Here is a 25629-nt window from a genome sequence, read left to right as displayed (position 1 = left end):
TCGCTGGAAGAGACCGCGGCCTCGATGGAGCAACTGGCCTCGACCGTCAAGCAGAACGCCGACAACGCACGCCAGGCCAACCAGTTGGCGGCGAGCGCGTCGGATGTGGCTGAGCGCGGCGGTTCCGCCGTGTCCGAAGTGGTCAGCACGATGCAGGGCATTTCGGCCGGCTCGCGCAAGATCTCGGAAATCGTGTCGGTCATCGACGGCATCGCCTTCCAGACCAACATCCTGGCACTGAACGCGGCGGTGGAGGCGGCCCGTGCCGGCGAGCAGGGTAAGGGCTTTGCGGTGGTGGCGGGCGAAGTGCGCTCGCTGGCGCAGCGCAGCGCGCAGGCGGCCAAGGAAATCAAGGGCCTGATCGAGGATTCCGTGACCAAGGTGGGCGCGGGTTCGCAGCAGGTCGAGCGCGCGGGCGCGACGATGCAGGAGATCGTGGCGTCGGTCAAGCGCGTGACGGACATCATGGGCGAGATCTCGGCGGCGTCCGAAGAGCAGTCCAGCGGCATCGACCAGGTGAACCGCGCGGTGTCGCAGATGGACGAAGTGACGCAGCAGAACGCGGCGCTGGTGGAAGAGGCCGCGGCCGCGGCCGGCTCGCTGCAGGAACAGGCGCAGCGCCTGGCCGAAGCGGTGGCGGTGTTCAAGGTCAACATCGGCGAAGTGATCGAAGTGCCGGCCCATCGCCTGTCTTCGGGCCGCGCCGCCGCCGACGAATCACGGCTGCAAGCGCCTGACGCGCTTGCTCTTGAGCGCTGAGGACGGCAGTGGCGACAGCGGCAAACATGGCGCCGTCCATCCCGGTGGACCGCCAATTCGATTTTCGGGACGCGGACTTCACCCGCGTCCGCAAGATGATTCACGCGCGCGCCGGCATCTCGCTGGGCGCGCACAAGCGCGAAATGGTCTACAGCCGGCTGGCGCGGCGCCTGCGGGCGCTGGGCCGGCAGGACTTCGGCAGCTATCTGGACCAGCTCGAGAACGAGCCGGACGCGGCCGAATGGGAAGATTTCGTCAACGCCCTGACGACCAACCTGACCGCGTTCTTCCGCGAGTCGCACCATTTCCCGATCCTGGCCGACTTCGTGCAAAAGCGCGGCGGCCCGGTGTCGGTGTGGTGTTGCGCGGCGTCCACGGGCGAAGAGCCGTACTCCATCGCGATCACCCTGGCCGAGGCCCTCGGGCCACGCGCCAGCGGCTGCTCGGTGTTGGCGACCGACATCGACACCAACGTGCTGAACCGGGCGCGCGCGGCCGTCTATCCGGCCGAGCGCGTGGCCAAGATGGAAGAGAGCCGCCTCAAGCGCTTCTTCCTGAAGGGCCGCGGTTCCAACGCCGGGCAGGTCCGGGTGCGTCCGGAGATCGCCGACATGGTGCGGTACGAGACGTTGAACCTGCTCGCGCCCTCGTGGCAGATCAGCGAGAAGTTCGACGTCATCTTCTGCCGCAACGTCATGATTTACTTCGACAAGCCGACCCAGGCGAAGATCCTTGAGCGGTTCGTTCCGCTGCTCAAGCCGGGCGGCCTGCTGTTTGCGGGCCATTCCGAGAACTTCACCTATATCAGTCGGGATTTCCGTCTGCGCGGGCAGACAGTCTACGAATGCGCGGGCAAGGCCTAGACCTGTCGGTGGCGACGGGTTCCAGGTCCGCCTGAGGCGGTAAACAATGCAGAAAATCAGAGTTCTATGTGTGGATGATTCCGCGCTCGTGCGCGGACTGATGACCGAGATCATCAACAGCCAGCCGGATATGGAAGTGGTTGCGACCGCGCCTGATCCGCTGGTGGCGCGCGAGCTGATCAAAAAGCACAATCCCGACGTGTTGACGTTGGACGTGGAAATGCCCCGCATGGACGGGCTGGATTTCCTTGAAAAGCTGATGCGCCTGCGGCCGATGCCGGTGGTGATGGTGTCGTCGCTGACCGAGCGCGGCGGCGAAATCACGCTGCGCGCGCTGGAACTGGGCGCCATCGACTTCGTGACCAAGCCCAAGCTGGGCATCCGCGACGGCCTGCTGGAATACACCGAGATCATCGCCGACAAGATCCGCGCCGCTTCGCGCGCCAAGCTGCGCACGCCGAGCCCGCACGCCCCGGCGCCCGCGCCGGCGCCGATGCTGCGCCGGCCGCTGGCCAGCTCGGAAAAACTGGTCATCGTGGGCGCCTCCACCGGCGGCACCGAGGCCATCCGCGAGGTGTTGCAGCCGCTGCCGCCGGACAGCCCGGCCATCCTGATCACGCAGCACATGCCGGCCGGCTTCACGCGGTCGTTCGCGCAGCGCCTGGATGCCCTGTGCGCGGTGACGGTGCGCGAGGCCGTGCGCGGCGAGCGCGTGCTGCCGGGCCACGTGTACCTGGCCCCGGGCGGCGAGATGCACATGCGCCTGGGCCGCAGCGGCGCCAACTACGTGATCGAGCTGGAAGCCAGCGAACCGGTCAATCGCCACCGCCCGTCGGTGGATGTGTTGTTTAATTCCGCCGCCGTGGCGGCAGGCAAGAACGCCATCGGCGTCATCCTGACCGGGATGGGCAAGGACGGAGCGGCCGGCATGCTGGCCATGCACCGAGCCGGCGCCCATACCATTGCGCAGGATGAAGCCAGTTGCGTGGTCTTCGGCATGCCCCGGGAGGCCATCGCAATTGGCGCGGCTGACGAAGTGGTGCCGCTGTCGGCAATGAGTGAGCGCATTCTGACTCGCCTGGGCGACCGGGGACACCGCGTTTGACGCGGCTGTGATCCCGATCGATCTCAAGCAAATTTCTTCTGGAGTAAAAGATGGTAGACAAGGGCATCAAGATTCTGGTGGTGGATGACTTCCCCACCATGCGGCGGATCATCCGCAACCTGCTCAAGGAGCTGGGTTTCGAGAACGTGGATGAGGCCGAAGACGGCGCGATCGGACTGGAGAAGCTGCGCAACGGCGGCTTCCAGTTCGTCGTGTCCGACTGGAACATGCCCAATCTGGACGGCCTGGAAATGCTCAAGCAGATCCGCGCCGACGCCAGCCTGGCCTCGCTGCCGGTGCTGATGGTGACGGCCGAGGCCAAGAAGGAAAACATCGTCGCGGCGGCCCAGGCCGGCGCCAACGGTTACGTGGTCAAGCCTTTCACCGCGGCGACGCTGGAAGAGAAGCTGGTCAAGATCTTCGAGAAAATTGGCGGTTGAGGTGCGCAATGAGCACGACGCAGAATGATGACTCGACGGAATCCCCGGACCTGATCCACCGCATCGCCTCGCTGACTCGCATGCTGCGCGACAGCATGCGCGAGCTGGGCCTGGACCAGGCGATCAAGGACGCGGCCAACGCCATCCCCGATGCCCGCGACCGCCTGCGCTACGTGGCGCAGATGACCGAACAGGCCGCCAACCGCGTGTTGAACGCGACCGAGGCCGCCGGCCCGATCCAGGACGGCATGTCGCGCTCGGCGCAGGCGCTGGACGGTCGCTGGCAGCAATGGTACGACCAGCCGCTGGAACTGCCCGAGGCCCGCGAACTGGTCAAGGACACGCGCGCGTTCCTGCAGGACGTGCCCAAGCAGACGCAGCAGACCCAGTCCAAGCTGATGGAAATCATCATGGCGCAGGACTTCCAGGATCTGACCGGCCAGGTCATCATGCGCATGATGGACGTGGTCGGCGCGATCGAGCGCGAGCTGCTGCAAGTGCTGCTGGACAACGTGCCGCAAGAGCGCCGCGACGAAGCCAACAGCCTGCTCAACGGCCCGCAGGTCAGCCCGCAAGGCAAGACCGATGTGGTCACCAGCCAGGACCAGGTCGACGACCTGCTGGCCAGTTTGGGCTTCTGAGCCCGCCCGGGCGGCGGGCCGCGCGGGCCCGCCTGCCGCCATGCCCGCTGGCCGGGCATGGTCGTATTCCCTAAGGGTGCGAACGCGCGCCCTTGGGTAGACTGCGAAACAATAAGAATCGGGGCCGCAGCAGGAGACAGGGCGCATCGCGCCCAGGCAACGGATGCCCACAGAAGGCAATCCGGGCCGCACAAGGAGGTGCCATCTTGGCCAGATCCATATTCCGATTCGGAGGTATCTGGGGGTTGTTGCGCCGGCTCAATCGCGGCCGCGCCACGCTGTCCGAACGCCCCTTGTCCCTCAGCCCGGCCGCCTGGCCGCTGTACCGCTTCCTGGCCGGCATCCGCAGCCGGATCAGCACGGTGCGGCAATCCAGCATCGAGATCGCCCTGAATACCGCCCGGACCCAGTTCCAGGCCGGCCGCTGCGCGCTGCTGGCGCAGGAGCAGGCGCGCGCGGCCGAGGCGCTGGCGGCCAGCGGCGCCCAGATCGCGGCGCTGTCGGCCTCGACGTCGACCCATGCGCGCGAGATCGCCCAGGTCTCCGGGCAGAACCTGCGCGCGGCCGAACAGGCGCTGGCCGAGCTGTCCGAGGTCAAGGAACGGGTCGACCGCATGACCCGCGAAATGGCGGCCTTCACCGACGTGGTGGCGCAGCTGACCGGCCGGGCGCGCTCGGTCGGCGACATCAGCAAGCTCATCAAGGACATCGCCCTGCAGACCCAGCTGCTGGCGCTGAATGCCGGGGTGGAGGCGGCCCGGGCCGGCGACGCCGGGCGTGGCTTCGCCGTGGTGGCCAGCGAGGTCGGCCGGCTGGCCGAGCGGGTCAACGCCGCCACCAGCGACATCGGCCGCCATACCGGCGAGATGCTGGAACTGGTCGACTCGACCCAGCGCCAGACCGGCGCCCTGCGCGAGGACGTGGACGCGTCCGGCGCGGTGCTGGACAAGACGCGCCAGGATTTCCAGCACTTCGTGCGCGATTTCGACAGCATGAACCGGCAGGTGGGCGAGGTGGTGCAGGCGATCGGCGAGGTCGACGCCACCAACCACGGCATGAGCCAGGACGTCAGCCGCATCGCCGCGCTGAGCGCCGACGTGCGCGAGCGGGTGGCCAGCATGTCCGGCGAGATCGACCGCATCCGGCGCCAGACCGAGAGCGTGCAGGAGGTGTTGTCGGACATGCGCACCGGCAATACCGCCTTCGACCGCCTGTCCGAGACGCTCGACGCCTTCCGGCTGGCGGCGATCCGGCTGCTCGACCATGCGCGCGAGCGCGGCCTGGACGTGTTCGACCGCCATTACCAGCGGATCGCGGGCAGCGAACCGCCGCGCTACCACACCGCCTATGACCGCGGCATCGACGAGGCGCTGAACCGCCTGCTGGACCGTGTGCTGGAGGCCGTGCCGGGCGGCAGCTATGCGCTGCTGGTGGATGCGCGCGGCTACGCCCCGGCGCACAACAGCCGCTATTCGCACCCGCCCAGCGGCGACCCGGCCCAGGACATCGCCCGGGTGCGGCACAAGCGCATCTTCGACGACCCGGTCGGGGCGCGGCTGGCCGCCAACACCGAAACCCTGCTGTTTCAGACCTATTCCCGTGATACCGGCGAGATCGTCAACGACATCTCCGTGCCCCTGTTCCTGGACGGCGAGCACTGGGGCGCGGTGCGGATCGGGCTCGATTACGTGCGTTTCCAGGCCACCCTGGACGCCGGCGGATCGGCCCGGCCGGTGGTCGCGGCGGCCGGCTGAACCAGACCGATCCGCCAGGCAGGCGGGGCAGGGCGCCCGGTCGCCGGCCCGCCCCGGCCGGCCCGGTCCGGGCGCATCCGGGAATAGCGCCGCTTTCCCCCCGTTTCTTGGCTTATCGCCCAAGGCCCAGGCCTCCTAGAATCTCGGCGGGCAGCTCGTAATCCGTCAATCCGCGAGCCGCAACGACACCGCAGAGCATGGCCGAAGAAAGCGACCTCGAGAAAACCGAAGCCGCCTCTCCCAGGCGCCTGGAAAAGGCGCGCGAGGAGGGGCAGATTGCGCGTTCCCGGGAACTGGGCACGTTCATGATGCTGGCCGCCGGTGTCGCGGCGATCTGGGCCGGCGGTGGCACGATTTATCAGGGACTGAGCGGGGTGCTGCGCAACGGGCTGGCGTTCGACCAGCGCGTGGTCGCCGACCCGGGCGTGATGGTCGAGCAGGCCGTCAACGGCTTCGGCCACGCCCTGATGGTGATTCTGCCGATCTTCGGCCTGCTGGCGGTGATCGCCGTGCTGTCCAGCGTGCTGCTGGGCGGCATCGTCATCTCGGGCAAACCGCTGTCGCCGAATTTCTCCAAGCTCAGCCTGTTCGCCGGCCTCAAGCGCATGTTTTCGTCGCAGACCGTGGTCGAGCTGATCAAGGCGCTGGCCAAGGCCCTGCTGGTGGGCGGCGTGGCGGTCTGGATCATCTGGCGCTACCACGACGACATGCTGGGCCTGATGCACGTGGCGCCGGCCGCCGCCCTGACCAAGGCGCTGAGCCTGGTGGCGATGTGCAGCGCCTTCATCGTCGCCTCGCTGCTGGTGATCGTGCTGCTGGACGTGCCGTGGCAGATCTGGAGCCACCTGAAGAAGCTGCGCATGTCCAAGGAAGACGTACGCCAGGAACACAAGGAAAGCGAAGGCGATCCGCACACCAAGGCCCGCATCCGCCAGCAGCAGCGCCAGGCCGCGCGCCGCCGCATGATGTCCGAGGTGCCCAAGGCCGACGTGGTCGTGACCAACCCGACCCACTACGCCGTGGCGCTGAAGTACGAGGAAGACCAGAACGGCGCGCCGCGCGTGCTGGCCAAGGGCACCGGGCTGGTGGCGGCCAAGATCCGCGAACTGGCCGCCGAGCATCGCATTCCCACATTGGAAGCGCCGCCGCTGGCGCGCGCTTTGTATCAACACGTCGAGCTGGGGCATGAAATCCCGGCCGAGCTATATACCGCGGTCGCGGAAGTGCTGGCGTGGGTTTTCCAGTTGCGCTCGTGGCGCTCGGGATGGGGGGGGGCCGAACCGACGGCGCCCAAGTCCCTGCCCGTGCCGGCCGCGCTGGACCCGCAGGCAAAGACCGCAGCACAAGGAGTCTAAGGAATGAGCGCTCTGCTCACCATGTTGAAAAGCAACGGCGCCGCGCATGCGCGGCTCCTGGCCGGCCCCATCCTGATCGTGATGGTGCTGGGCATGATGGTGTTGCCGCTGCCCACCTTCCTGCTGGACTTGCTGTTCACCTTCAACATCGCGCTGTCGGTGATGATCCTGCTGGTGGCCATGTTCACCCGCAAGCCGCTCGATTTCGCCGCCTTCCCGGCCGTGCTGCTGTTCGCCACGCTGCTGCGCCTGTCGCTGAACGTCGCCTCGACCCGGGTGGTGCTGCTGCACGGCCACACCGGCCCGGACGCCGCGGGCAAGGTGATCGAGGCCTTCGGCCACTTCCTGGTGGGCGGCAACTTCGCCGTCGGCATCATCGTCTTCATCATCCTGACCATCATCAACTTCATCGTCATCACTAAGGGTGCGGGGCGGATCGCCGAAGTCGGCGCGCGCTTCACCCTGGACGCCATGCCCGGCAAGCAGATGGCGATCGACGCCGACCTGAACGCCGGCCTGATCGGCGAGGACGAGGCCCGCAAGCGCCGCGCCGAGGTGTCGCAGGAATCCGACTTCTTCGGCTCGATGGACGGCGCCAGCAAGTTCGTGCGCGGCGACGCCATCGCCGGCCTGCTGATCATGGCGATCAATATCATCGGCGGCCTGATCGTGGGCGTGGCGCAGCACGACATGTCGATGAGCGACTCGGCCCGCGTCTACACGCTGCTGACCATCGGTGACGGCCTGGTGGCGCAGATCCCGGCGCTGGTGATCTCGACCGCCGCCGGCGTGGTGGTGTCGCGTGTGTCGACCGACCAGGACATCGGCCAGCAGATCATCAGCCAGCTGTTCTCCAACCCCAGCGTGATGTTCCTGACCGCTGGCATCATCGGCATCATGGGCCTGATTCCCAACATGCCGCACATCGCCTTCCTGACGCTGGCCGGCGCGCTGGCCTGGGGCGGGTGGGCGATGCTCAAGCGGCGCAAGGCCGCCGAGGTGGCGGCCAGCGAGGCGCCGCAGCAGGCCGTGACGCAGGCGCAGGCCGCGGCGGCCGAAGCCAGCTGGGACGACGTCTCGATGGTGGACCAGCTCGGCCTGGAGGTCGGCTACCGCCTGATCCCGCTGGTCGACCACGCCCAGAACGGCGAACTGCTGCACCGCATCCGCAGCCTGCGCAAGAAATTCGCCCAGGACGTGGGCTTCCTGCCGCCGGTGGTGCACATCCGCGACAACCTGGAACTCAAGCCCAACGACTACCGCATCCTGCTGTCCGGCGTCGAGATCGGCCACGGCGTGGCCATGCCGGGCCAGTGGCTGGCGATCGACCCGGGCGGCGTGACCATGCAGATCAAGGGCACGCCCACCACCGACCCGGCCTTCGGCCTGCCGGCGCTGTGGATCGACGGCAGCCTGCGCGACCAGGCCCAGGTGGTCGGTTACACCGTGGTGGATGCCGGCACCGTGGTGGCCACCCACCTGAACCACCTGATGCACCGCCACGGCTCCAACCTGCTGGGCCGCCAGGAAGTGCAGCAGCTGCTGGACCGCATCGGCCGCGACGCGCCCAAGCTGGTCGAGGACCTGGTGCCCAAGACGCTGTCGCTCACGGCGCTGCAGAAGGTGCTGCAGGGCCTCTTGGCCGAGGAAGTGCCGATCCGCGACATGCGCACCATCATCGACACCCTGTCCGAGCATGGCCCGCGCCTGGCGGCGCTGGCGGCCGGCACGGGCGGCCAGCCCGACATCAACGAGCTGATCGCGTTGACGCGCCGCTCGCTCGGCCGCGCCATCACCCAGCAATGGTTCCCGGGCGAGGGCGAACTGCGCGTGATCGGGCTGGACGTCAAGCTCGAACGCGTGCTGTCGCAGGCGCTGACCACCAGCGGCGGCCTGGAGCCGGGCCTGGCGGACACCCTGCTGCGCGAAACCCAGGCGGCGGTCGAGCGCCAGGAATCGCAGGGCAACGCGCCGGTGCTGCTGGTGTCGCCGGTGCTGCGCGCGCCGCTGTCGCGCTTCCTGCGCCACCACCTGCCGCAGCTGGGTGTGTTGTCGAATACGGAAATTCCGGATGAGCGCATGGTCCGCGTGACGGCGCTCATCGGCGGAGGTAATGGTCAATGAAAATAAGCCGCTTCTTCGGCGCCAACAGCCGTGACGTCATGCGCCAGGTGCGCCAGGTGCTGGGTCCTGACGCGCTGATCGTGTCGAACCGCAGCGTGGATGGGGGCATCGAGGTGCTGGCCACGGTGGACGGCGCGTTCGACGACGCGTCGCCGCAGGCGCAGACGCCGGCGCCGCAGGGGTATGCCGACGGCCACGCGCCGGCTCGCGCTCCGGCCGCGCCGGTGCCACCGCAGGCGCCCGCGCCGTACGGTCACGCCGCGCCCGCCAACCTGGCGCCGCCTCCCGGCTATGGCGCCACGCCGGCCACGGCCTCGCAACCGCCTTATGGCGCGCAGTCCGGTTATGGCGCGCCGGCCGCCGCCGCCGCGCCGCAACCCGCCTATGGCGCGGCGCCGAGCGCCTCGCAACCGGCCTACGGTGCGCCGCCGGCGTCCGTCGCCGCTGCGCAGCCCGCCTACGCGGTGCCGTCGCGTTCGATCGCCGCCTACCAGTCGACCTACGCCGCGCAGTCTCTGCCCGAGCCGGAGGTGTCGCCCGAACCCGTCGCGCGTCAGGCGCCGCCCGCCCTGGCGCCGGCGCCGGTCGCCGCGCCGCCCGCCGTGACGGCGGAAGCGGCCGCGCCCGCGGTGATGGCGCCCGCCGCGCCGGTGCGGATGGAAATGCCGGCCTTGCCGCCTGCGCGAGAGATGCCGCCCATGGCGCCGTCGCCCATGGCGCGCATGCCCGATGCGCCGCTGCGCAATGGTCCGGGGATGCCGCCCGCGGCGCTGCCCGGCGACGCCGCGGCAGGCTTGCAGGACGCCATCAGCGCCTTGCGCGGCGCGCTCGAAAGCCGCATGGACGGCTTGCTGTGGGGCGGACGCCAGGGACCCGGCCGCGAGCCGGCGGGAGCCGCCTTGTTCCGCAGCCTGCTGGACGCCGGTTTCAGCACCAAGCTGGTCCGCGCGCTGGTCGAGCGCATGCCGCAAGGCATGAGCGCCGAATCCGCGCTGGCCTGGGCCCGCAATGAACTGGTCACGCACCTGCCGGTGCTGGGCTCGGAAGATGAATTCCTGGGCGGCGGCGTGTACGCGCTGGTCGGCCCGACCGGCGTCGGCAAGACCACCACGCTGGCCAAGCTGGCGGCGCGCTGCGTCGCCCGCGAAGGCCGCGAGCAGGTGGCGATGCTGACCACCGACAATTTCCGGATCGGGGCGCTCGAGCAGCTGCAGATCTATGGCCGCCTGATGGGCGTGCCTGCGCACTCGGTGCGCGATGCCGGCGAGTTGCGCCGCATCCTGGCCGAGCTGGGCAATCGCAAGATCGTGCTGATCGACACCACCGGCATCAGCCAGCGCGACCGCCAGGTGGCCGAGCAGGCCGCGATGCTGTGCAACGCCGGCAAGCCGGTGCGCCGCCTGCTGGTGCTCAACGCCGCCAGCCAGGGCGACACGCTGGACGAAGTCGCCCACGCCTATCGCAACGGCGTCGGCGAGGACGTGGCCGGCTGCATCATCACCAAGCTCGACGAGGCCTCGCGCCTGGGCGCGGCGCTGGACACGGCGATCCGCCACCGGCTGCCGATCCATTATTCGTCGATCGGCCAGAAGGTGCCGGAGCACCTGGAGCTGGCGCGCGCCGATGCGCTCATCGACCGCGCCTTCGCCATGGTCGAGCGCGCCCGCGCCCTGTATTCGCCCAGCGAGGCCGACATGGCGTCGCTGTGGTCGACGCCGCGCGAAACCGAGACGACCGTCGATCCCGCCCGCCGCCGCCAGTTGCTGGCTTCGGCGATCCTGCGTCCGCAGGGCGGCGCCGGCACGATCGAGGCCGCGCAGAACCTGGATGACACCCTGGGCTGGCTCGACAGCGACCCGGCCTGCGTGCAGGCTCGCGCCTCGTGGCGCGAGTATGTCAGCGACGGCGCGGGTTCGAGCCTCGCGGCGCTGGGCGAAACGCCCCTGGCGATGGTGCGGCGCGAATTCTCCACCGCCTGCAGCCGCAACCTGCTGGTCATGCACGGCAAGACCAGCATGAAGGGCGAGGCCTTGCCCGGCGGCACGCTGCTCAGCGCGGTGCTGATGAGCGACCGCGGCGCAGCCCTGGCGGCGCCGGCGCAACAGCTGGTGCTGCCGCACGGCATGCTGTCGTCGTTCGCGCCGGCCGCCGCCGCGCAGCCGGACACGGCGGTGGCCCTGGAAGCGCGGGTGCGCTGGCTGAACGAGCAACTGGCCCAGGTGCCGGCCGTGCACATGCTGGAAGCCGGCACTTCGGCGCTGTGGCAGAGCCTGAGCGAGCAGGGCGTGTCGTGGGTGGCGCGCAGCCCGGGCGGCATGCGCGTGATCCAGGATGAATGCCCGACCAACCTGAACGCGGTGGGCAAGAGCGTCGGCTACCTGCCGGTGGGCCAGCCGGGCGACATGCCCGGCCTGCGCGCCGTGCCCGGCGCCCGGCCGGCGCCGTTGGCGCTGTGGGCCTCGGGCACCGAGATCGGCTTGCCGGGCCGCGGCGACGAGACCCGCTTCCGGCTGGTGTGCGCCCGCCTGATCGATACCGCCAGCGGCGAAGTGGCCGGCCAGTTGTTCGGCCTGACCAACCTGGCCGCGGGCCAGGCGGACGCCGCCACGGTGGCGCGCTGGCTGGTGCTGCAGGAAGAGGCGCGAGCCGGGTTCCGCTACATGGCCAATGCCTGGCAGGCGCTGCCCGCGGTCGACGGCTCGCATACGCTGGCGCGGCAGTCGCTCATGGCCGGCCAGCTGGGCGCGGCCTGCTGGCAGCTGGCGCATGCGTCGGCGGCGGACGGCGTGCGCGCCACGCTGGCCGGCGTCGTCAGCCCGGAGCGCAAGCTGTCCGGACGCCTGCTGCCGGTGGCGCTGCTGAAGATGTTCGCCATGCTGGAAATGGCCGGCGGCGTCTAGCGCGCCCCGACTCGGGACGGCCGCATGGCCGCCAAGACAAACAGCCCGCGAAAGCGGGCTGTTTGTCTTGGGGCGTCGGGATCCGGCTCAGCCGGCGACGATGGGCTTTCGGCCCGGCGTGGCGCGGGCGCCGCGGCCCTGGGCGTCGTAGGTCGAGGTGCCGCCCAGGCCGCCGATCTGGCGCAGGGCGTCCAGCGATTGCTGGGTATAGCGCAGGTGCACGTCGATCAGGGCGCCGTTGCGCATGTTGATTTCGTTGGCCGACGCCGACTTGGCCAGCAGGGCCTGCCAGACGTCGGACAGTTGCGGGTGCTGCACGGCGGCCTGCTCGGTGCCGGCGTGGCCGGCGGGCAGGCCGATTTCGGCCAGCAGGCCGTCGCGGGTGTGGCTGAGGTCGACCAGCTGCTGGGCGATATTGCCCTTGCGCTCGGTGATGTCATGCAGCGCGTCGACGTTGCCCGGCCCGACCAGCACTTTGGTTTCTTCTTCCAGGATGGAGGAAAACTCGGTGATCAGGGCATCTTCCTGCTTCATACAGGCTTGCAGGGACTCGACAGGGCTCATGGTCATACTCGGGCGGACGGGTCGAAAAAACGGCGATCTTGCAAAAACGCTATTACTTCAGCAGGTCGCGGGCGCTGGCGATCAGGCCATCGGCGATGCGGCTGGTGTCGATCTTGAGCTGGCCCGAGGCGATGGCGGCGCGAATCGCGGCGACGCGCTCGACGTTGATGTCGTTCGAGCCGTCCTGCAGGGCCAGCATCTTGCGCGAGGCCGAGCTCAGCGCGACCTGCGAGCTGCTGGCGCCGCTGCCGCTGCCGGCGCCGTAGGCCTGGGCGACCGCGGACTCGGCGCGAGGGCTGACCGCATCTGCCGAGATGGGCCGGTTGGTTGTCGAATTGATTTTCAAGGTTTTCTCCGCAGGGCGTCCTGGGTCGGTTTGCGACGGCTCCGCCTACTTATGTCTCTGTAACGACAGGGTCGGAAGGAACTTTAGGGCAGGAGGGCGCTTGCCGCAACGCGATATGTAACATTGACTAAAGTTGTATTTCGACCAGGCCTGCGTTGCGCACCACGCCGCTGACCACCTGTCCGCTGGCGGTGCGGACCTGGACCGTGGCGCCCGGCGCCGCGTTGTCCAGGGCCTGCCCCTCGCTGCTGACCACGAAACCCTTGCCGCGGGCGTTGATCCGGACGTTCGAGCCGCGCACCACCGACTGGGCGTTGCGCAGGGCGGCGCCCTTGACCGGCTGGCCGGCGTTGATCCGGTAGGCCGCCGTCATGCCGACCACCGTGTCGGGATTGGTGATGACGCCCGGGGGCAGGGCCACCAGGTCGCCGTCGCGCGGCGCCAGGTCGGCGGGCGTCAGGGCCTGGCCAGCGGCGATCATGCGCGAAGCGACGTAGTAGTAGCCCGGCACGCTGACCGTGGCCTGCACGTAGGTGGTCCAGGGCTTGGGCGCATTGCAGCGCACGCCGACCGTCATGCGCGAGCGCAGCTTCATGCCCGAGGGCATAAATGGGGACATGGCATCGCAGGGCGCCAGGCGGTCCGCCCGCGGCGGATCGATGGCCACCGATGCCTGGCCGGGCAGGGCGGCCAGTTGTTCCAGCAAATAGGTCTGCGCGGCGATGATGATCGCCTCCGGCGCCTGGACGGCGGCGTCCTGCGCCTGGGCCGTCGGGGCCAGCAGCAGGGCGGCCAGGCAGGCGGCGCGCGCGCGGAGCTTTGCGGAGAATTTCATCATGTCCGAATTGTAGAAGCCCGCGCGGCTTGGCAATACGTGAATTGGATGAGAAATGACGGGTTATTTGGCTGATTGTGTTGAGGCACCCGCTTCTATGATGCCGTCATCCAATGGGATAACGGTGCGTCCGCTGTCCCGGGTTTCATCCGTATTCAAGGCGACCCGATGCTAGACCGGCTTAATGAAGATTTCCGCTTCTTCCAGCAGTCCCTGGGACTGCGCGCGCAGCGCCAGGAAGTGCTGTCCTCGAACATCGCCAATGCCGACACGCCCAACTACAAGGCGCGCGACTTCGATTTCAAGACGGCGATGCAGAACGCCATGGAAGGCACCAAGCGCCTGCCGGATACCTCGCTGACCCTGACGTCGGCGCGTCACATCCCGGCCAAGGCCGTGTCGCAGGGGCCGACCGATCTGCTGTACCGCCTGCCGTACCAGCCCAGCATGGACGGCAACACGGTCGACATGGACATCGAACGGGTCCAGTTCGCCGACAACACCTTGCACTACCAGAGCACGATGCAGCTGCTGTCGGGTCGCATCCGGACCATGATGGCCGCCATCCAGGATTGATTTTCATAGGGAACCGCAGGCAATGTCCTTGTTGAGCATTTTCGATATCGCCGGTTCGGCGCTGAGCGCGCAGTCACAGCGCATGAACGTGGCGGCCAGCAACATGGCCAACGCCGACAGCGTGGTCGGTCCCGACGGCCAGCCGTACCGGGCCCGCCAGGTGGTGTTCCAGGTCAACCCGCCGGCCGGCCAGACGCAGGGCCGCGAGATCGGCGGCGTGCGCGTGGCCGGCGTGGTGGTGGACCAGTCCCCCCTCAAGCAGGTCTACGACCCCAAGCATCCGATGGCCGACGCGCAGGGCTACGTCAGCATGCCCAACGTCGATCCGATCGCGGAAACCGTCAACATGATCGCGGCGTCGCGTTCGTATCAGGCCAACGTCGAGGTGCTGAACACCGCCAAGAGCCTGATGCAGAAAACCCTCACCATCGGCCAATCCTGATCCGTCTGATTCCGCGCGCCGCGCCGCCCGCGCGGAAGTCTTTGAAGAAGTGAACCCATGACCACCGTTGACCAATCCACCAGCAAGACCGGCCTGGGCCTGGCGCAAAGCGGCGCCAACGGCTCCAGCACCGCCCAGGGCCTGCAGGACCAGTTCCTGAAGCTGCTGGTCACGCAGCTCAAGAACCAGGATCCGCTGAACCCGATGCAGAACGCCGAGCTGACCTCGCAGCTGGCGCAGATCTCCACCGTGGAAGGCATCACCAACCTCAAGAACACCATGCTGGCCATCAGCGGCCAGATCGACGTGTCGCAATCCATGAACGCGGTCGCGATGATCGGCAAGGGTGTGCTGGTGCCCGGTTCGGCCGTCAAGGTCGGCGTGGACGCCGCGAACCCCTCCGAACGCGTGGTCACGCCCTACGGCATCGACCTGCAGAAGGACGCCGCCAAGGTCCAGGTGCGCATTTCCGACGCCAACGGCCAGGTCGTGCGCACCATCGAGCTGGGCGAGCAGAAGGCCGGCGTGTACACGCTGGACTGGGACGGCAAGAACGACGCCGGCGTGGCAATGGATGCGGGCGCCTACACCGTGTCCGTCCTGGCCACGGATGGCGATGACAAGAAGGTGGCCGCCGAAGTGCTGAAGTACGGCAAGGTCAAGAGCGTGGCCTACTCCACCAACGGCCTGCGCCTGGATATGGGCCTGGATGGCCAGACCAGCATGCTGGATGTGCGCAAGGTGATCGGCTGAGGCCAGCCGGTTTGATTATCAGCCGGCGCCACGGCGGCGGTTTCCCCTTTAAAGATTAGCGAGAGAAAACATGGGTTTCGGACAAGGATTGAGCGGCCTGAACGCCGCGGCGCAGAACCTGGACGTCATCGGCAACAACATCGCCAACTCGGGCACCGTCGGCTTCAAGTCGTCGACCGCGTCGTTCGCTGACGTCTACGCCAGCTCGCGCGTCGGCCTGGGCACCAAGGTGTCGGCGATCACCCAGCGCTTCACGGTGGGCACGGTCAACGGCGGCGGCGGCGAATATGACATCGCCATCGATGGCGCCAAGGGCATGTTCCGCGTCACCGACCAGAGCGGCGCCGTGATGTACACCCGCAACGGCGAGTTCCTGGTCGACAAGAACAACTTCATCGTCAACGCGCAGGGCTATCGCCTGACCGGCTACCCCAACGGCGGCATCGGCGCCAACCCGGTCGAACTGCAGCTGCCCACCGCCAACGTGGCGCCCAAGGCCACCTCGACCGCCACCACCGTGGCCAACCTGGACGCCAACGCCAAGGTCATCTACCAGGTCGACACCGTGACGTCGCCGGCCGTGCCCGGCTCCGTGACGCTGGGCGGCACCGCCTACACCTTCACCAAGGCGCCTGGCGGCGCGATCACCTGGGCGCCGGGCAACCCGCCGGCCAACACCTACGGCACCGCGCCCAATACCGTCACCATCGACGGCACCGGCCAGGTCGCCGCCGGCAACCTGAACGTCATCCCCGGTTTCGTCGACTTCACCGCCGCCGTGACCGAAGTCGGCAAGCCGTTCGACCCCAAGGTCCCCGGCAGCTACACCAACGCCTCGCCCATGACGGTCTACGACTCGCTGGGCAACTCGCACCAGGTGATGCAGTACTTTGCCAAGCGCGCCGCCGACGCCGCCGGCAACAGCGTCTACGACGTCTACTACACCATCGACGGCCAGGCCATGGCGCCGACCACCCAGGCGGGCGCCGTGTGGGGCAACCCGACCCAGTTCACGTTCAACAAGGCCGGCGTGATGACCAGCGCCGCCACGGTCAACCTGTCGTTCGCGACGCCGGGCGGCGGCACCACGCCGGCCGATCCGCTGGCGATCGCCGTGAACTACGCCGGCACCACGCAGTACGGCAGCGCCTATGCGCTCAAGGCCCAGCCGGACGGTTTCTCCTCGGGTGAGTTCCGCGGCATCAACATCAGCGCCGACGGCAGCCTGGTGGCCAGCTACACCAACGGCGAAACCTCGATCGTCGGCACCATCGTGCTGGCCGACTTCGCCAACCTGCAGGGCCTGCAGCCGGTGGGCAACAACGCCTGGAAGGAAACCGCTTCGTCGGGCCAGCCGATCCTGGGCCAGCCGGGCAACAACGGCATGTCCAAGGTGGTGGGGCAGGCGACCGAAGCCTCGAACGTCGACATGAGCAAGGAGCTGGTCAACATGATCATCGCCCAGCGCACCTACCAGGCCAACTCGCAGACCATCAAGACCCAGGACGAAATCATGCAAGTCCTGATGAACCTGAAGTAATGGCTGACGGGCACGCGACGACACCGACGGAATAGGCAATGGATCGAATCATCTACACCGCCATGAATGGCGCAGCGCGGATCACGGAGCACCAGGCCGCGCTCTCCAACAACATGGCCAACGTGAACACGCCGGGCTTTCGCGAGCAGATCGCGTTGTACCGGTCGGTTCCGGTGAACGACGGCGTTAGCCTGCCGACGCGTGTTTCGACGGTGGCGTCGACGGCCCGCAACAACTTCGAGATGGGCAACATGCAGACCACGGGCCGCGACCTGGACGTGGCCCTGGCCAGCTCCAACGGCTGGATCGCGGTGCAGACCCCGCAAGGCGAGGCCTACACCCGCGCCGGCAGCCTGCAGGTGGGCGTGAACGGCCTGCTGCAGACCTCGCTGGGCCAGCCCGTGATGTCCGACCAGAACGGCATCATCGACGTGCCCGACCAGGCGGCGCTGACGATCACCTCGGACGGCACCATCACCGCCATTGGCGCCGGCGATGCCCCGAACAACATCCTGAACCTGGGCCGCATCAAGCTCGCCAACCCGCCGGAAGCGCAACTGGTGCACGGCGACGACGGCGTCTTCCGCCTGGCGCCGGTCAATGGCCAGCCGGCGCCGCCGGCCCCCGCCGACCCCAGCCTGCGGGTGCTGTCCGGCGTGCTGGAAGGCAGCAATACCAATCCGATGGCGGCGATGGTGGGCATGATCGAGAACGCCCGCCGCTTCGAGCAGCAGATGCAGGTGGTGCAGCAGGCGGATCGCAACGCCGAGCGCGCCAACGGCATCCTCTCGGTTTCCTGATCCGGTCAGCCGATCCGAACCAAATAATTTTCGCGCGCGGCCGGGCCGCCGCACCAGGAGTACTTCATCATGATGCGTTCGCTGTGGATTGCCAAGACGGGCCTGGAAGGTCAACAGACCTCGATGGACGTGATTTCCAACAACTTGGCCAACGTCTCGACCAACGGCTTCAAGCGCGGCCGCGCCGTGTTCCAGGATCTGATGTACCAGACCCTGCGCCAGCCCGGCGCCCAGGTCGGCGACGCCACGCAGCTGCCGTCGGGCCTGCAGCTGGGCACCGGCGCCCGCGTGGCCGCCACCGAGCGCATCCACACCACCGGCGGCCTGAACAACACCGGCGGCGAACTGGACGTGGCGATCAACGGCCGCGGCTTCCTGCAGGTCGAACTGCCGGACGGCACCCAGGCCTACACCCGTGACGGCGCGCTGCAGCGCGACCAGAACGGCCAGCTGACCACGGTCAGCGGCTACGTGATCCAGCCGCCGATGAACGTGCCGGACAACGCCCTGTCGATCTCCATCGGCAAGGATGGCATCGTCTCGGTGACGCAGCCCGGCGCGGCCGGCGTCAACGTGCAGATCGGCCAGCTGCAGATCGCCACCTTCATCAACCCGACCGGCCTGCAGAGCGTCGGCGAGAACCTGTACCTGGAAACCGACGCCTCCGGCCCGGCCAACCTGCTGCAGCCCGGCGTCGACGGCGCCGGCACGTTCATGCAGAACTACGTCGAAACCTCCAACGTGAACGTGGCCGAGGAACTGGTCAACATGATCACGACCCAGCGCGCTTACGAAATGAACAGCAAAGCCGTCAAGACCTCGGACGAAATGCTGGCCCGCCTGACCCAACTGTGATGCCTATGTCGTCTGTCCTGCGTCTGGTTTCGAGCGCGGCCCTGGCGTTGCTGGTGGCCGGTTGCGCCATGATTCCGCCCGAGCCCATCGTGACCGGGCCGACGACGGCCGCGCCGCCGGCGCCGCCGATGCCGACGGCGCAGCCCACCGGCTCGATCTACCAGCCCACGACGTACGGCAACTATCCGCTGTTCGAGGACCGCCGGCCGCGCAACGTCGGCGACATCGTCACCATCGTCCTGAACGAGAAGACCAACGCCTCCAAGAACGTCGCGACCAACACCAACCGCAGCGGCAACGCCAGCCTGGGCATCGCCGCCGCGCCGTCGTTCATGGACAGCTGGGCCAACGCCAACCTGAACACCGACGCCAAGGGCGGCAACGTGTCGCAGGGCAAGGGCGACAGCACGGCCAACAACGCCTTCACCGGCACCATCACCACCACGGTGGTGGGCGTGATGTCCAACGGCAACCTGCAAGTGGCCGGCGAGAAGCAGATCGCCATCAACCGGGGCAGCGAATACGTGCGCTTCTCGGGCGTGGTCGATCCGCGCTCGATCACCGGCACGAACACCGTGTCGTCCACCCAGGTGGCCGACGCCCGCATCGAATACCGCAGCAAGGGCGTCATGGACGAGGTCCAGACCATGGGCTGGCTGCAACGCTTCTTCCTGATCGCTTCGCCGTTCTGACCATGAAACAACCCACTCCGATTTCCGCCCTGCTGTCCCTGCTGGCGCGCGTCTGTGTCGCGGCGGGGCTGCTGGCCGGCGCCTCGGCGGCGCATGCCGAGCGGCTCAAGGACCTGGCCTCCATTCAGGGGGTGCGCGGCAACCAGCTGATCGGTTATGGCCTGGTGGTGGGGCTGGACGGCAGCGGCGACCAGGTGCGCCAGACGCCGTTCACGCAGCAGAGCCTGACCAACATGCTGTCGCAGCTGGGCATCACCGTGCCCGCCGGCAGCAACATGCAGCTCAAGAACGTGGCGGCGGTCATGGTCACCACGACCCTGCCGGCGTTCGCCCGTCCGGGCCAGACGCTCGACGTGGTGGTGTCCTCGATGGGCAACGCCAAGAGCCTGCGCGGCGGCACGCTGCTGATGACGCCCCTCAAGGGCGCCGACAGCCAGGTCTATGCGATCGCCCAGGGCAACATCCTGGTCGGCGGCGCGGGCGCCTCGGCCGGCGGTTCCAGCGTGCAGATCAACCAGCTCAACGGCGGCCGCATCAGCGCCGGCGCGATCGTCGAGCGCGGGGTGCCGACCACCTTCGCGCGTGACGGTTACATCTACCTGGAAATGAACAACACCGACTTCGGCACCGCCCAGAACGTGGTGGCGGCGCTGAACCGCAAGTTCGGGCAGGGCACGGCCACGGCGCTGGACGGCCGCGTGGTGCAGGTGCGCAGCCCCATGGAACAATCGGCGCAGGCGCGCTTCCTGTCGCAGGTCGAGGACCTGCAGGTGGCGCGCGCCCCGACCGTGGCCAAGGTCATCATCAACGCCCGCACCGGCTCGGTGGTCATGAACCGCACGGTCATGATCGAGGAAGCCGCCGTGGCGCACGGCAACCTGTCGGTCATCATCAACCGCCAGAACCAGGTGTCGCAGCCGGATACGCCGTTCACCGAAGGGCAGACGGTGGTGGTGCCCAACACCCAGATCGAAGTGCGCCAGGAAAACGGCTCGCTGCAGCGCGTGAACACCAGCGCCAACCTGGCTGACGTGGTCAAGGGCCTGAACGCCCTGGGCGCCACGCCGCAGGACCTGCTGGCGATCCTGCAGGCCATGAAGAGCGCCGGCGCCCTGCGCGCCGAGCTGGAAATCATCTGACCGCCATGGGTTACACCAACACTTCCGCGTCCCTGGGCAGTCGCCAGGATTCCGTGTTCGACATGGGGCGCCTGTTGGACCTGAAGCGCGACGTGACCAAGGACCCGGCCAATCCCGGCACCGAACAGCAGAAGCAGGTGGCCAAGCAGTTCGAGGCGCTGTTCCTGCAGATGATGCTCAAGCGCATGCGCGAGGCAACGCCCAAGGAAGGGCTGTTCGACTCGCAGCAGACCCAGATGCTGCAATCCATGGCCGACGAGCAGCTGGCGCTGCACCTGGCCACGCCCGGCATCGGCCTGTCGCAGTCGATCCTGGCGCAGATGCAGCAGGGCAAGCCCGGCGACCTGCCGGCCGAGGCCGTGCAACGCCTGGGGCAGGGCACCGACCTGGATTTCCAGACCGGAGGCTCGCGCCAGGTGTCGGCGCTGATGGATGTGATGCGCAACAACCGCGCCAGCGACCGGGCCCTGGCCGCGGCCGAGGGCGCGCCCGAGCACGTCATCAATTTCGTGTCGAAGATGTCGCGCGCGGCCACCCTGGCCTCGCAGCAGAGCGGCGTGCCGGCCCGCCTCATCATGGGCCAGGCGGCCCTGGAGTCCGGCTGGGGCCAGCGCGAGATCAAGCACGAGGACGGTCGCACCAGCTACAACCTGTTCGGCATCAAGGCGGGCCCCAGCTGGAAGGGCAAGGTCGTCAATGTGCTGACCACCGAATACGAAGACGGCGTCGCGAAAAAGGTGACGCAACCTTTCCGGGCCTATTCGTCCTACGAGGAATCGTTCGCCGACTACGCCCGCCTGATCGGCACCAGTCCGCGCTATGAGAGCGTGACCCAGGCGCGCAACGAGATCGAGGCCGCCCGCCGCATCCAGAGTTCCGGCTACGCCACCGATCCGCAGTACGCGCAGAAATTGATCGGCGTCATGAGCCAGCTGCGCGGCGCCGCCGCCAAGGTCGATATTTCGCGTCAGATGTTGGAAGGACTCTAAATTTGGACTACCTGCTGCCGTTAATCGGGTATCCAGAAATATCAGTCGCGGTTACATACGGGGCATTGTCAGCATGAATCTGTACAAATTGGCATTGGGCGGGCTGAACGCGTCCCAGGCGGGCCTGGCGACCACCGGCCACAACATCAACAATGCCACCACGGTCGGTTACAACCGTCAGCGCGTCATGATCTCGACCGCCGGCGCCCAGGCGACCAGCAATGGCTTCATCGGCCGCGGCGTCCAGGTGGACACCGTGGTGCGCAGCTACGACAGCTTCCTGTACAAGCAGCTGGTCGGCGCGCAAGGCAGCAGCGCCCAGCTGCAGACCCAGTTCGACCAGATCTCCCAGGTCAACAACCTGTTCGCCGACCGCACCGTGGGCATCGCCCCGGGCCTGTCGAACTTCTTCACCAGCATGAATACCGTGGCCAGCAAGCCGGCCGATCCGGCCGCGCGCCAGGACTTGCTGGGCAAGGCCAACAGCCTGACCACCCAGATCCGCTCGGCCTACCAGGAAATGCAGAACCAGCGCCTGGGCCTGAACACGCAGATCTCGACCACCGTCGACCAGGTCAACAGCTACCTGACCCGCATCGACGACCTGAACAACCAGATTTCCACCGCCCGCGCCAAGGCTGGCGGCAATCCGCCCAACGACCTGCTGGACCAGCGCGACCAGGCTGTGTCGGAACTGAACCAGCTCGTCGGCATCACGACCTACGAGCAGGGCGACAAGCTCAACATCTCGCTGGCCTCGGGCGGCCAGGCGCTGCTGTCGGGCAACACCATCTATCCGCTGCAGGCCGTGGCGTCGTCCAAGGACGTCAGCCGCACCGTCATCGCCTACACGCTGCCGGCCGGTTCGGGCGGCAAGACCGTGTCGGTCGAGCTGAACGACGCCGACGTCACCGGCGGCAAGCTGGGCGGCCTGCTGCAGTTCCGCGCCTCGTCGCTGGACGTCATGCAGGCCCAGCTGGGCCAGATGGCCGTCGGCCTGGCGATGTCGTTCAACGAGCAGCACCGCCAGGGCCTGGACACCGCCGGCAACCCGGGCACGGACTTCTTCAGCATCGGCAAGCCGCAGGGCGTGCCGAACGCCGCCAACAAGAGCGGCGCGCAGATCAGCGGCACGTTCACCGACGTGAACAACATCAACGCCAAAGACTACGAAATCAGCTTCGACGGCGCCAACTACCGCGTGACGCGCGTGCCGGAAGGCACCCAGGTGTACAACGGCCCGGCCACCGGCACGCCGCCCACCGCCACGCTGGACCTGAGCGCTGAAATGGGCGTCACGCTGACGATCGACTCGCCGCCGCAAGCCGGCGACAAGTGGTCGCTGTCGCCCACGCGCGATGCCGCCCGCGACATCAACGTGCTGATCACCGATCCGGAAAAGATCGCCGCGGCCGATGCGGCCGGCGGCGACGCCAACGGCAAGAACGCGCTGGCGCTGGCGCAACTGCAGACCAAGAAGGTGCTGGGCCACGGCACGATGAGCATCAACGAGATGTTCTCGCAGGTGGTCAACACCGTCGGCGTGCAGACCGCGCAGATCAAGTCGGCCAACACTGCCCAGTCCAACCTCGTCGCCCAGAAGCTCGAGGCCCAGCAGGCGGTGTCGGGCGTCAACCTGAACGAAGAATACGTGAGCCTGTCGCTGTACCAGGAGCAATACCAGGCCAGCGCCCGCATCATCGACGTCGCCAGCACGCTGTTCGATACGCTGCTGGGCCTGCGCGGCTGATCGGATCGTTGACATCGTGACCCATCAAGACAAATTCGGAGTATCCCCATGCGCCTGAGCACCTCCATGATGTACTCGAACGGACTCAAGGGCGTCCTCGCTCAGGAATCCGACATGAACCGCCTGGTCGAACAGGTGGGCAGCGGCAAGAAGTTCCTGACGCCGGCGGATGATCCGCTGGCCGCCTCGTTGTCGATCAACGTGGCGCAGACGCAGAGCATGAACGCGACGTACCAGCTCAATCGCAACACGGCCAAGACCAACCTGTCCCAGGAAAACAACGTCCTGGATTCGATCACGACGGCGCTGGCCGACGTGCGCACCCGCGTGGTGCAGGCCGGTAACGGCACCTTCGCCGACAGCGATCGCCAGGCCTTGTCCACCGCGCTGAAGAATGCCCGCGACGCATTGCTGGGCCTGGCCAACAGCACCGATGGCAATGGCCAGTACCTGTTCTCCGGCTACCAGGGTGGCGTCATTCCCTACGCCCAGGACGCCACCGGCAAGATCGTCTACAGCGGCGCCACCGGCGAACGCACGGTGCAGGTCGACCAGTCTCGCCAGATGTCCACCAGCGACATCGGCAGCGACATCTTCAATCGCGCCAATCCGGGTTCGCAGGCCTACGTCAGCACGGCCGCCGCGCACAACACCAGCACCGCGCAGTTCGGCACCGTGTCGGTGACGCCGGGCAGCCCCAACATCGGCAAGAATTTCAGCCTGCAGTTCGAGTCGGATCCGGCCACGGGCAACATGGGCTACCGCGTCATCACGACCGATCCCAACGCCAATCCGCCGGTGCCGCCGGTCATCACGCCCACGCCGCCCGCCGCCCCGACTGCGTACACGCCGGATGCATCGATCGATTTCGGCGGTGTCTCGGTCGTGGTCAAGGGGACGCCGCAGAACGGCGACGTGATCGACGTGCAAAGCGTGCAGTCGGCCAACGTCGACATATTCAACACCCTGGACAGCCTCATCAAGACGCTGGACTCGCCGATCGCCGGCGACCCCGTGGCGCTGGCCAAGCTGAACAACGAACTGGCCTCCGCCAACAAGAAGCTGTCGACCAACTACGACAACGTGCAAACGGTGGCCGCGTCGGTCGGCGCCCGCATGAACGAACTGGAGGCGCTGGACGCCACCGGCACCCAGAAGGGCCTGTCGTACTCGAAGTCGCTGTCGGACCTCGAAGACCTCGACTACTACTCGGGCGCCAGCCAGCTGGCATTGCGCCAGGTGGCCCTGCAGGCGGCGTCGGCGGCCTTCATGACGATCCAGGGATCGAGTCTTTTCAGCCGCAAATAATGCGGTGAGTCCATAGGCCGTGCCCGATGGCGGGCGCGGCATGTTGCGCCCTTGCGGACGCTTCCGGTGACATGCCGGAGCGTCCGTGTGTGCGTACAGGGTAGGAATTTTGTCGTTTCACCACGCTTAACGCTCGGATATTTCATGCTTGTCAATTTGAAAGTTCGCACCTGCATCATCCTGGTGCTGTTGCTCTTCACGGGTGCCATGTTCGTATCCAATGGCGTGGCCTGGATGGGATTGAATTCCAGCAACGACAAGCTGGAACAGATCAATACCGCATACTCCGATCAGGCCGTGCCGCTGAACCGCGCCTACACCGTGTTCCTGCGCGCCCGCCTGTTGCTGTCCACCTCGCTGATGGACATGCAGCAGGGCAAGACGGAACAGGCCTCGGCGCAAGCCAAGCGCTCCGATGCCTTGATGCAGGACGCCTTCAAGATGATGGACGCCTTCCGCAAGACGCCCAAGCTTGCTGGCACGGAAGGGCTGATCCAGGCGGTTGACGCCGCGCTCAAGGAATACGACGGCGTGCTCAAGGGCCAGTCGGCCGCGCTGGCCAACATGGCCATCCAGGACTACCTGAACCTGAACGACAGGGCCAGCGACGTCAACACGAAGTTCCGCGAGGCGGTCGACGCCTACCTGAACTTCATTGACAAGCGCACCGACGAATTGGCGGCGATGGCGGAGACGGATCACAATGTCTCGCGCAGCGTCACCATCGCCTTGCTGGCGATCGCGCTGGTGCTCGCCATCGGCTGTTGGATTTTCATCAACCGCACCGTGTTGCGCCCGCTGCATGAAGCCGGCGATCACTTCGAGAAGATCTCGGGCGGCGATTTCACCGGCCGCATCGACGTGCGCAGCACCAATGAGATCGGCCAACTGTTCGGCGCCGTCAAGCGCATGCAGGAAAGCCTGACCCGCACGGTGGCCACTGTGCGTCGCGGCGTCGATGAAATCAACGTCGGCTCGCGCGAGATCTCGGCCGGCAACACGGACCTGTCCAGCCGCACCGAGCAGCAGGCGGCCTCGCTGGAAGAGACCGCGGCCTCGATGGAGCAACTGGCCTCGACCGTCAAGCAGAACGCCGACA

The 25629-nt window shown here is 67.5% G+C and carries 24 protein-coding genes; 21 read left to right on the top strand and 3 right to left on the bottom strand.

Going from position 1 to position 25629, the window contains the following annotated elements; genetic code table 11:
• From AOZ49_RS29970 to flhF, 9 genes are all read left to right on the top strand, one after another.
• Nucleotides 1-759: methyl-accepting chemotaxis protein (locus AOZ49_RS29970; protein ID WP_231690482.1), on the top strand; the 759-nt coding region annotated here is incomplete at its 5' end.
• A 26-nt stretch (nt 760-785) separates the two neighbouring features.
• On the top strand, nt 786-1622 hold the full coding sequence (locus AOZ49_RS29965; RefSeq protein WP_156333587.1) for a CheR family methyltransferase: 837 nt from the start codon (nt 786-788) through the stop codon (nt 1620-1622).
• Between the two features lie 46 nt (nt 1623-1668).
• Nucleotides 1669-2727 carry a protein-glutamate methylesterase/protein-glutamine glutaminase gene (locus AOZ49_RS29960; RefSeq protein ID WP_054479510.1) on the top strand — a complete coding sequence of 353 codons (1059 nt, stop codon included), beginning with the start codon at nt 1669-1671 and terminating at the stop codon, nt 2725-2727.
• A gap of 50 nt (nt 2728-2777) precedes the next feature.
• On the top strand, nt 2778-3167 hold the full coding sequence (gene cheY, locus AOZ49_RS29955) for a chemotaxis response regulator CheY (RefSeq protein WP_006387517.1): 390 nt from the start codon (nt 2778-2780) through the stop codon (nt 3165-3167).
• An 8-nt stretch (nt 3168-3175) separates the two neighbouring features.
• Complete coding sequence (cheZ, locus tag AOZ49_RS29950) at nt 3176-3808, top strand: protein phosphatase CheZ (protein WP_006387518.1); 633 nt, start codon at nt 3176-3178, stop codon at nt 3806-3808.
• Between the two features lie 206 nt (nt 3809-4014).
• A complete protein-coding gene (locus AOZ49_RS29945) occupies nt 4015-5562 on the top strand; it encodes a methyl-accepting chemotaxis protein (protein WP_231690481.1) in 1548 nt (515 codons plus the stop codon).
• Between the two features lie 197 nt (nt 5563-5759).
• Nucleotides 5760-6917, top strand: a complete 1158-nt coding sequence (flhB, locus tag AOZ49_RS29940; RefSeq protein ID WP_054479508.1) for a flagellar biosynthesis protein FlhB — start codon at nt 5760-5762, stop codon at nt 6915-6917.
• Nucleotides 6918-6920: 3 nt separating this feature from the next.
• Nucleotides 6921-9041: a flagellar biosynthesis protein FlhA gene (gene flhA, locus AOZ49_RS29935; protein ID WP_054479506.1), complete on the top strand. Its 2121-nt coding sequence runs from the start codon at nt 6921-6923 to the stop codon at nt 9039-9041.
• Nucleotides 9038-11941: a flagellar biosynthesis protein FlhF gene (flhF, locus tag AOZ49_RS29930; RefSeq protein WP_054479504.1), complete on the top strand. Its 2904-nt coding sequence runs from the start codon at nt 9038-9040 to the stop codon at nt 11939-11941. The genes flhA and flhF overlap by 4 nt, the downstream gene beginning before the upstream one ends.
• An 87-nt stretch (nt 11942-12028) precedes the next feature.
• Here the strand turns inward: flhF and AOZ49_RS29925 are convergent, their stop codons facing one another.
• From AOZ49_RS29925 to flgA, 3 genes are all read right to left on the bottom strand, one after another.
• A complete protein-coding gene (locus AOZ49_RS29925) occupies nt 12029-12505 on the bottom strand; it encodes a flagella synthesis protein FlgN (RefSeq protein ID WP_035361419.1) in 477 nt (158 codons plus the stop codon).
• Between the two features lie 52 nt (nt 12506-12557).
• The gene (flgM, locus tag AOZ49_RS29920) at nt 12558-12851 is read right to left on the bottom strand and encodes a flagellar biosynthesis anti-sigma factor FlgM (protein WP_006394436.1); all 294 of its coding nucleotides are present in this window, start codon (nt 12849-12851) and stop codon (nt 12558-12560) included.
• 127 nt (nt 12852-12978) lie between these two features.
• Nucleotides 12979-13686 (bottom strand): flagellar basal body P-ring formation chaperone FlgA, encoded by a 708-nt coding sequence (gene flgA / locus AOZ49_RS29915; protein ID WP_054479512.1) that lies wholly within the window; start codon nt 13684-13686, stop codon nt 12979-12981.
• Nucleotides 13687-13854: 168 nt separating this feature from the next.
• Between flgA and flgB the strand changes: the two genes are divergently transcribed.
• From flgB to AOZ49_RS29855, 12 genes are all read left to right on the top strand, one after another.
• Nucleotides 13855-14262 (top strand): flagellar basal body rod protein FlgB, encoded by a 408-nt coding sequence (gene flgB, locus AOZ49_RS29910; RefSeq protein ID WP_006394438.1) that lies wholly within the window; start codon nt 13855-13857, stop codon nt 14260-14262.
• A 22-nt stretch (nt 14263-14284) separates the two neighbouring features.
• Nucleotides 14285-14704 carry a flagellar basal body rod protein FlgC gene (gene flgC / locus AOZ49_RS29905; RefSeq protein WP_054435497.1) on the top strand — a complete coding sequence of 140 codons (420 nt, stop codon included), beginning with the start codon at nt 14285-14287 and terminating at the stop codon, nt 14702-14704.
• A 57-nt stretch (nt 14705-14761) separates the two neighbouring features.
• Nucleotides 14762-15457: a flagellar hook capping FlgD N-terminal domain-containing protein gene (locus AOZ49_RS29900; RefSeq protein WP_054435495.1), complete on the top strand. Its 696-nt coding sequence runs from the start codon at nt 14762-14764 to the stop codon at nt 15455-15457.
• Between the two features lie 70 nt (nt 15458-15527).
• A complete protein-coding gene (locus AOZ49_RS29895) occupies nt 15528-16997 on the top strand; it encodes a flagellar hook-basal body complex protein (RefSeq protein ID WP_054479502.1) in 1470 nt (489 codons plus the stop codon).
• Nucleotides 16998-17035: 38 nt separating this feature from the next.
• Nucleotides 17036-17797, top strand: a complete 762-nt coding sequence (locus tag AOZ49_RS29890) for a flagellar basal body rod protein FlgF (RefSeq protein ID WP_054479500.1) — start codon at nt 17036-17038, stop codon at nt 17795-17797.
• 69 nt (nt 17798-17866) lie between these two features.
• The gene (flgG, locus tag AOZ49_RS29885; RefSeq protein ID WP_020927340.1) at nt 17867-18652 is read left to right on the top strand and encodes a flagellar basal-body rod protein FlgG; all 786 of its coding nucleotides are present in this window, start codon (nt 17867-17869) and stop codon (nt 18650-18652) included.
• The gene (locus AOZ49_RS29880; RefSeq protein WP_035360293.1) at nt 18652-19344 is read left to right on the top strand and encodes a flagellar basal body L-ring protein FlgH; all 693 of its coding nucleotides are present in this window, start codon (nt 18652-18654) and stop codon (nt 19342-19344) included. The genes flgG and AOZ49_RS29880 overlap by 1 nt, the downstream gene beginning before the upstream one ends.
• 2 nt (nt 19345-19346) lie before the next feature.
• A complete protein-coding gene (locus tag AOZ49_RS29875; RefSeq protein ID WP_054479498.1) occupies nt 19347-20483 on the top strand; it encodes a flagellar basal body P-ring protein FlgI in 1137 nt (378 codons plus the stop codon).
• Nucleotides 20484-20488: 5 nt separating this feature from the next.
• The gene (gene flgJ, locus AOZ49_RS29870; protein WP_054479497.1) at nt 20489-21472 is read left to right on the top strand and encodes a flagellar assembly peptidoglycan hydrolase FlgJ; all 984 of its coding nucleotides are present in this window, start codon (nt 20489-20491) and stop codon (nt 21470-21472) included.
• A gap of 73 nt (nt 21473-21545) precedes the next feature.
• The gene (flgK, locus tag AOZ49_RS29865; protein ID WP_054435485.1) at nt 21546-23222 is read left to right on the top strand and encodes a flagellar hook-associated protein FlgK; all 1677 of its coding nucleotides are present in this window, start codon (nt 21546-21548) and stop codon (nt 23220-23222) included.
• Between the two features lie 48 nt (nt 23223-23270).
• A complete protein-coding gene (gene flgL, locus AOZ49_RS29860; protein ID WP_054479495.1) occupies nt 23271-24530 on the top strand; it encodes a flagellar hook-associated protein FlgL in 1260 nt (419 codons plus the stop codon).
• Nucleotides 24531-24674: 144 nt separating this feature from the next.
• Nucleotides 24675-25629, top strand: a 955-nt coding sequence (locus tag AOZ49_RS29855; RefSeq protein ID WP_156355789.1) for a Tar ligand binding domain-containing protein, incomplete at its 3' end; no start/stop codon positions are given.

Source organism: Achromobacter sp. 2789STDY5608615 (assembly GCF_001298995.1).
GTDB classification, from domain to species: Bacteria; Pseudomonadota; Gammaproteobacteria; order Burkholderiales; family Burkholderiaceae_B; genus Achromobacter; species Achromobacter insuavis.
This window is presented reverse-complemented; position numbering and strand designations above follow the sequence as displayed.

What these genes read in the sequence shown, in the direction of transcription:
- AOZ49_RS29960 (WP_054479510.1), top strand. Translation starts at nt 1,669, where the DNA reads ATGCAGAAAATCAGAGTTCTATGTGTGGATGATTCCGCGCTCGTGCGC.
- flhB (WP_054479508.1), top strand. Translation starts at nt 5,760, where the DNA reads ATGGCCGAAGAAAGCGACCTCGAGAAAACCGAAGCCGCCTCTCCCAGG.
- flhF (WP_054479504.1), top strand. Translation starts at nt 9,038, where the DNA reads ATGAAAATAAGCCGCTTCTTCGGCGCCAACAGCCGTGACGTCATGCGC.
- flgA (WP_054479512.1), bottom strand. Translation starts at nt 13,686, where the DNA reads ATGAAATTCTCCGCAAAGCTCCGCGCGCGCGCCGCCTGCCTGGCCGCC.
- AOZ49_RS29925 (WP_035361419.1), bottom strand. Translation starts at nt 12,505, where the DNA reads ATGAGCCCTGTCGAGTCCCTGCAAGCCTGTATGAAGCAGGAAGATGCC.
- flgK (WP_054435485.1), top strand. Translation starts at nt 21,546, where the DNA reads ATGAATCTGTACAAATTGGCATTGGGCGGGCTGAACGCGTCCCAGGCG.
- AOZ49_RS29900 (WP_054435495.1), top strand. Translation starts at nt 14,762, where the DNA reads ATGACCACCGTTGACCAATCCACCAGCAAGACCGGCCTGGGCCTGGCG.
- flhA (WP_054479506.1), top strand. Translation starts at nt 6,921, where the DNA reads ATGAGCGCTCTGCTCACCATGTTGAAAAGCAACGGCGCCGCGCATGCG.
- AOZ49_RS29895 (WP_054479502.1), top strand. Translation starts at nt 15,528, where the DNA reads ATGGGTTTCGGACAAGGATTGAGCGGCCTGAACGCCGCGGCGCAGAAC.
- AOZ49_RS29890 (WP_054479500.1), top strand. Translation starts at nt 17,036, where the DNA reads ATGGATCGAATCATCTACACCGCCATGAATGGCGCAGCGCGGATCACG.
- flgJ (WP_054479497.1), top strand. Translation starts at nt 20,489, where the DNA reads ATGGGTTACACCAACACTTCCGCGTCCCTGGGCAGTCGCCAGGATTCC.
- AOZ49_RS29965 (WP_156333587.1), top strand. Translation starts at nt 786, where the DNA reads ATGGCGCCGTCCATCCCGGTGGACCGCCAATTCGATTTTCGGGACGCG.
- cheY (WP_006387517.1), top strand. Translation starts at nt 2,778, where the DNA reads ATGGTAGACAAGGGCATCAAGATTCTGGTGGTGGATGACTTCCCCACC.
- cheZ (WP_006387518.1), top strand. Translation starts at nt 3,176, where the DNA reads ATGAGCACGACGCAGAATGATGACTCGACGGAATCCCCGGACCTGATC.
- AOZ49_RS29880 (WP_035360293.1), top strand. Translation starts at nt 18,652, where the DNA reads ATGCCTATGTCGTCTGTCCTGCGTCTGGTTTCGAGCGCGGCCCTGGCG.
- flgL (WP_054479495.1), top strand. Translation starts at nt 23,271, where the DNA reads ATGCGCCTGAGCACCTCCATGATGTACTCGAACGGACTCAAGGGCGTC.
- flgB (WP_006394438.1), top strand. Translation starts at nt 13,855, where the DNA reads ATGCTAGACCGGCTTAATGAAGATTTCCGCTTCTTCCAGCAGTCCCTG.
- flgC (WP_054435497.1), top strand. Translation starts at nt 14,285, where the DNA reads ATGTCCTTGTTGAGCATTTTCGATATCGCCGGTTCGGCGCTGAGCGCG.
- AOZ49_RS29875 (WP_054479498.1), top strand. Translation starts at nt 19,347, where the DNA reads ATGAAACAACCCACTCCGATTTCCGCCCTGCTGTCCCTGCTGGCGCGC.
- flgG (WP_020927340.1), top strand. Translation starts at nt 17,867, where the DNA reads ATGATGCGTTCGCTGTGGATTGCCAAGACGGGCCTGGAAGGTCAACAG.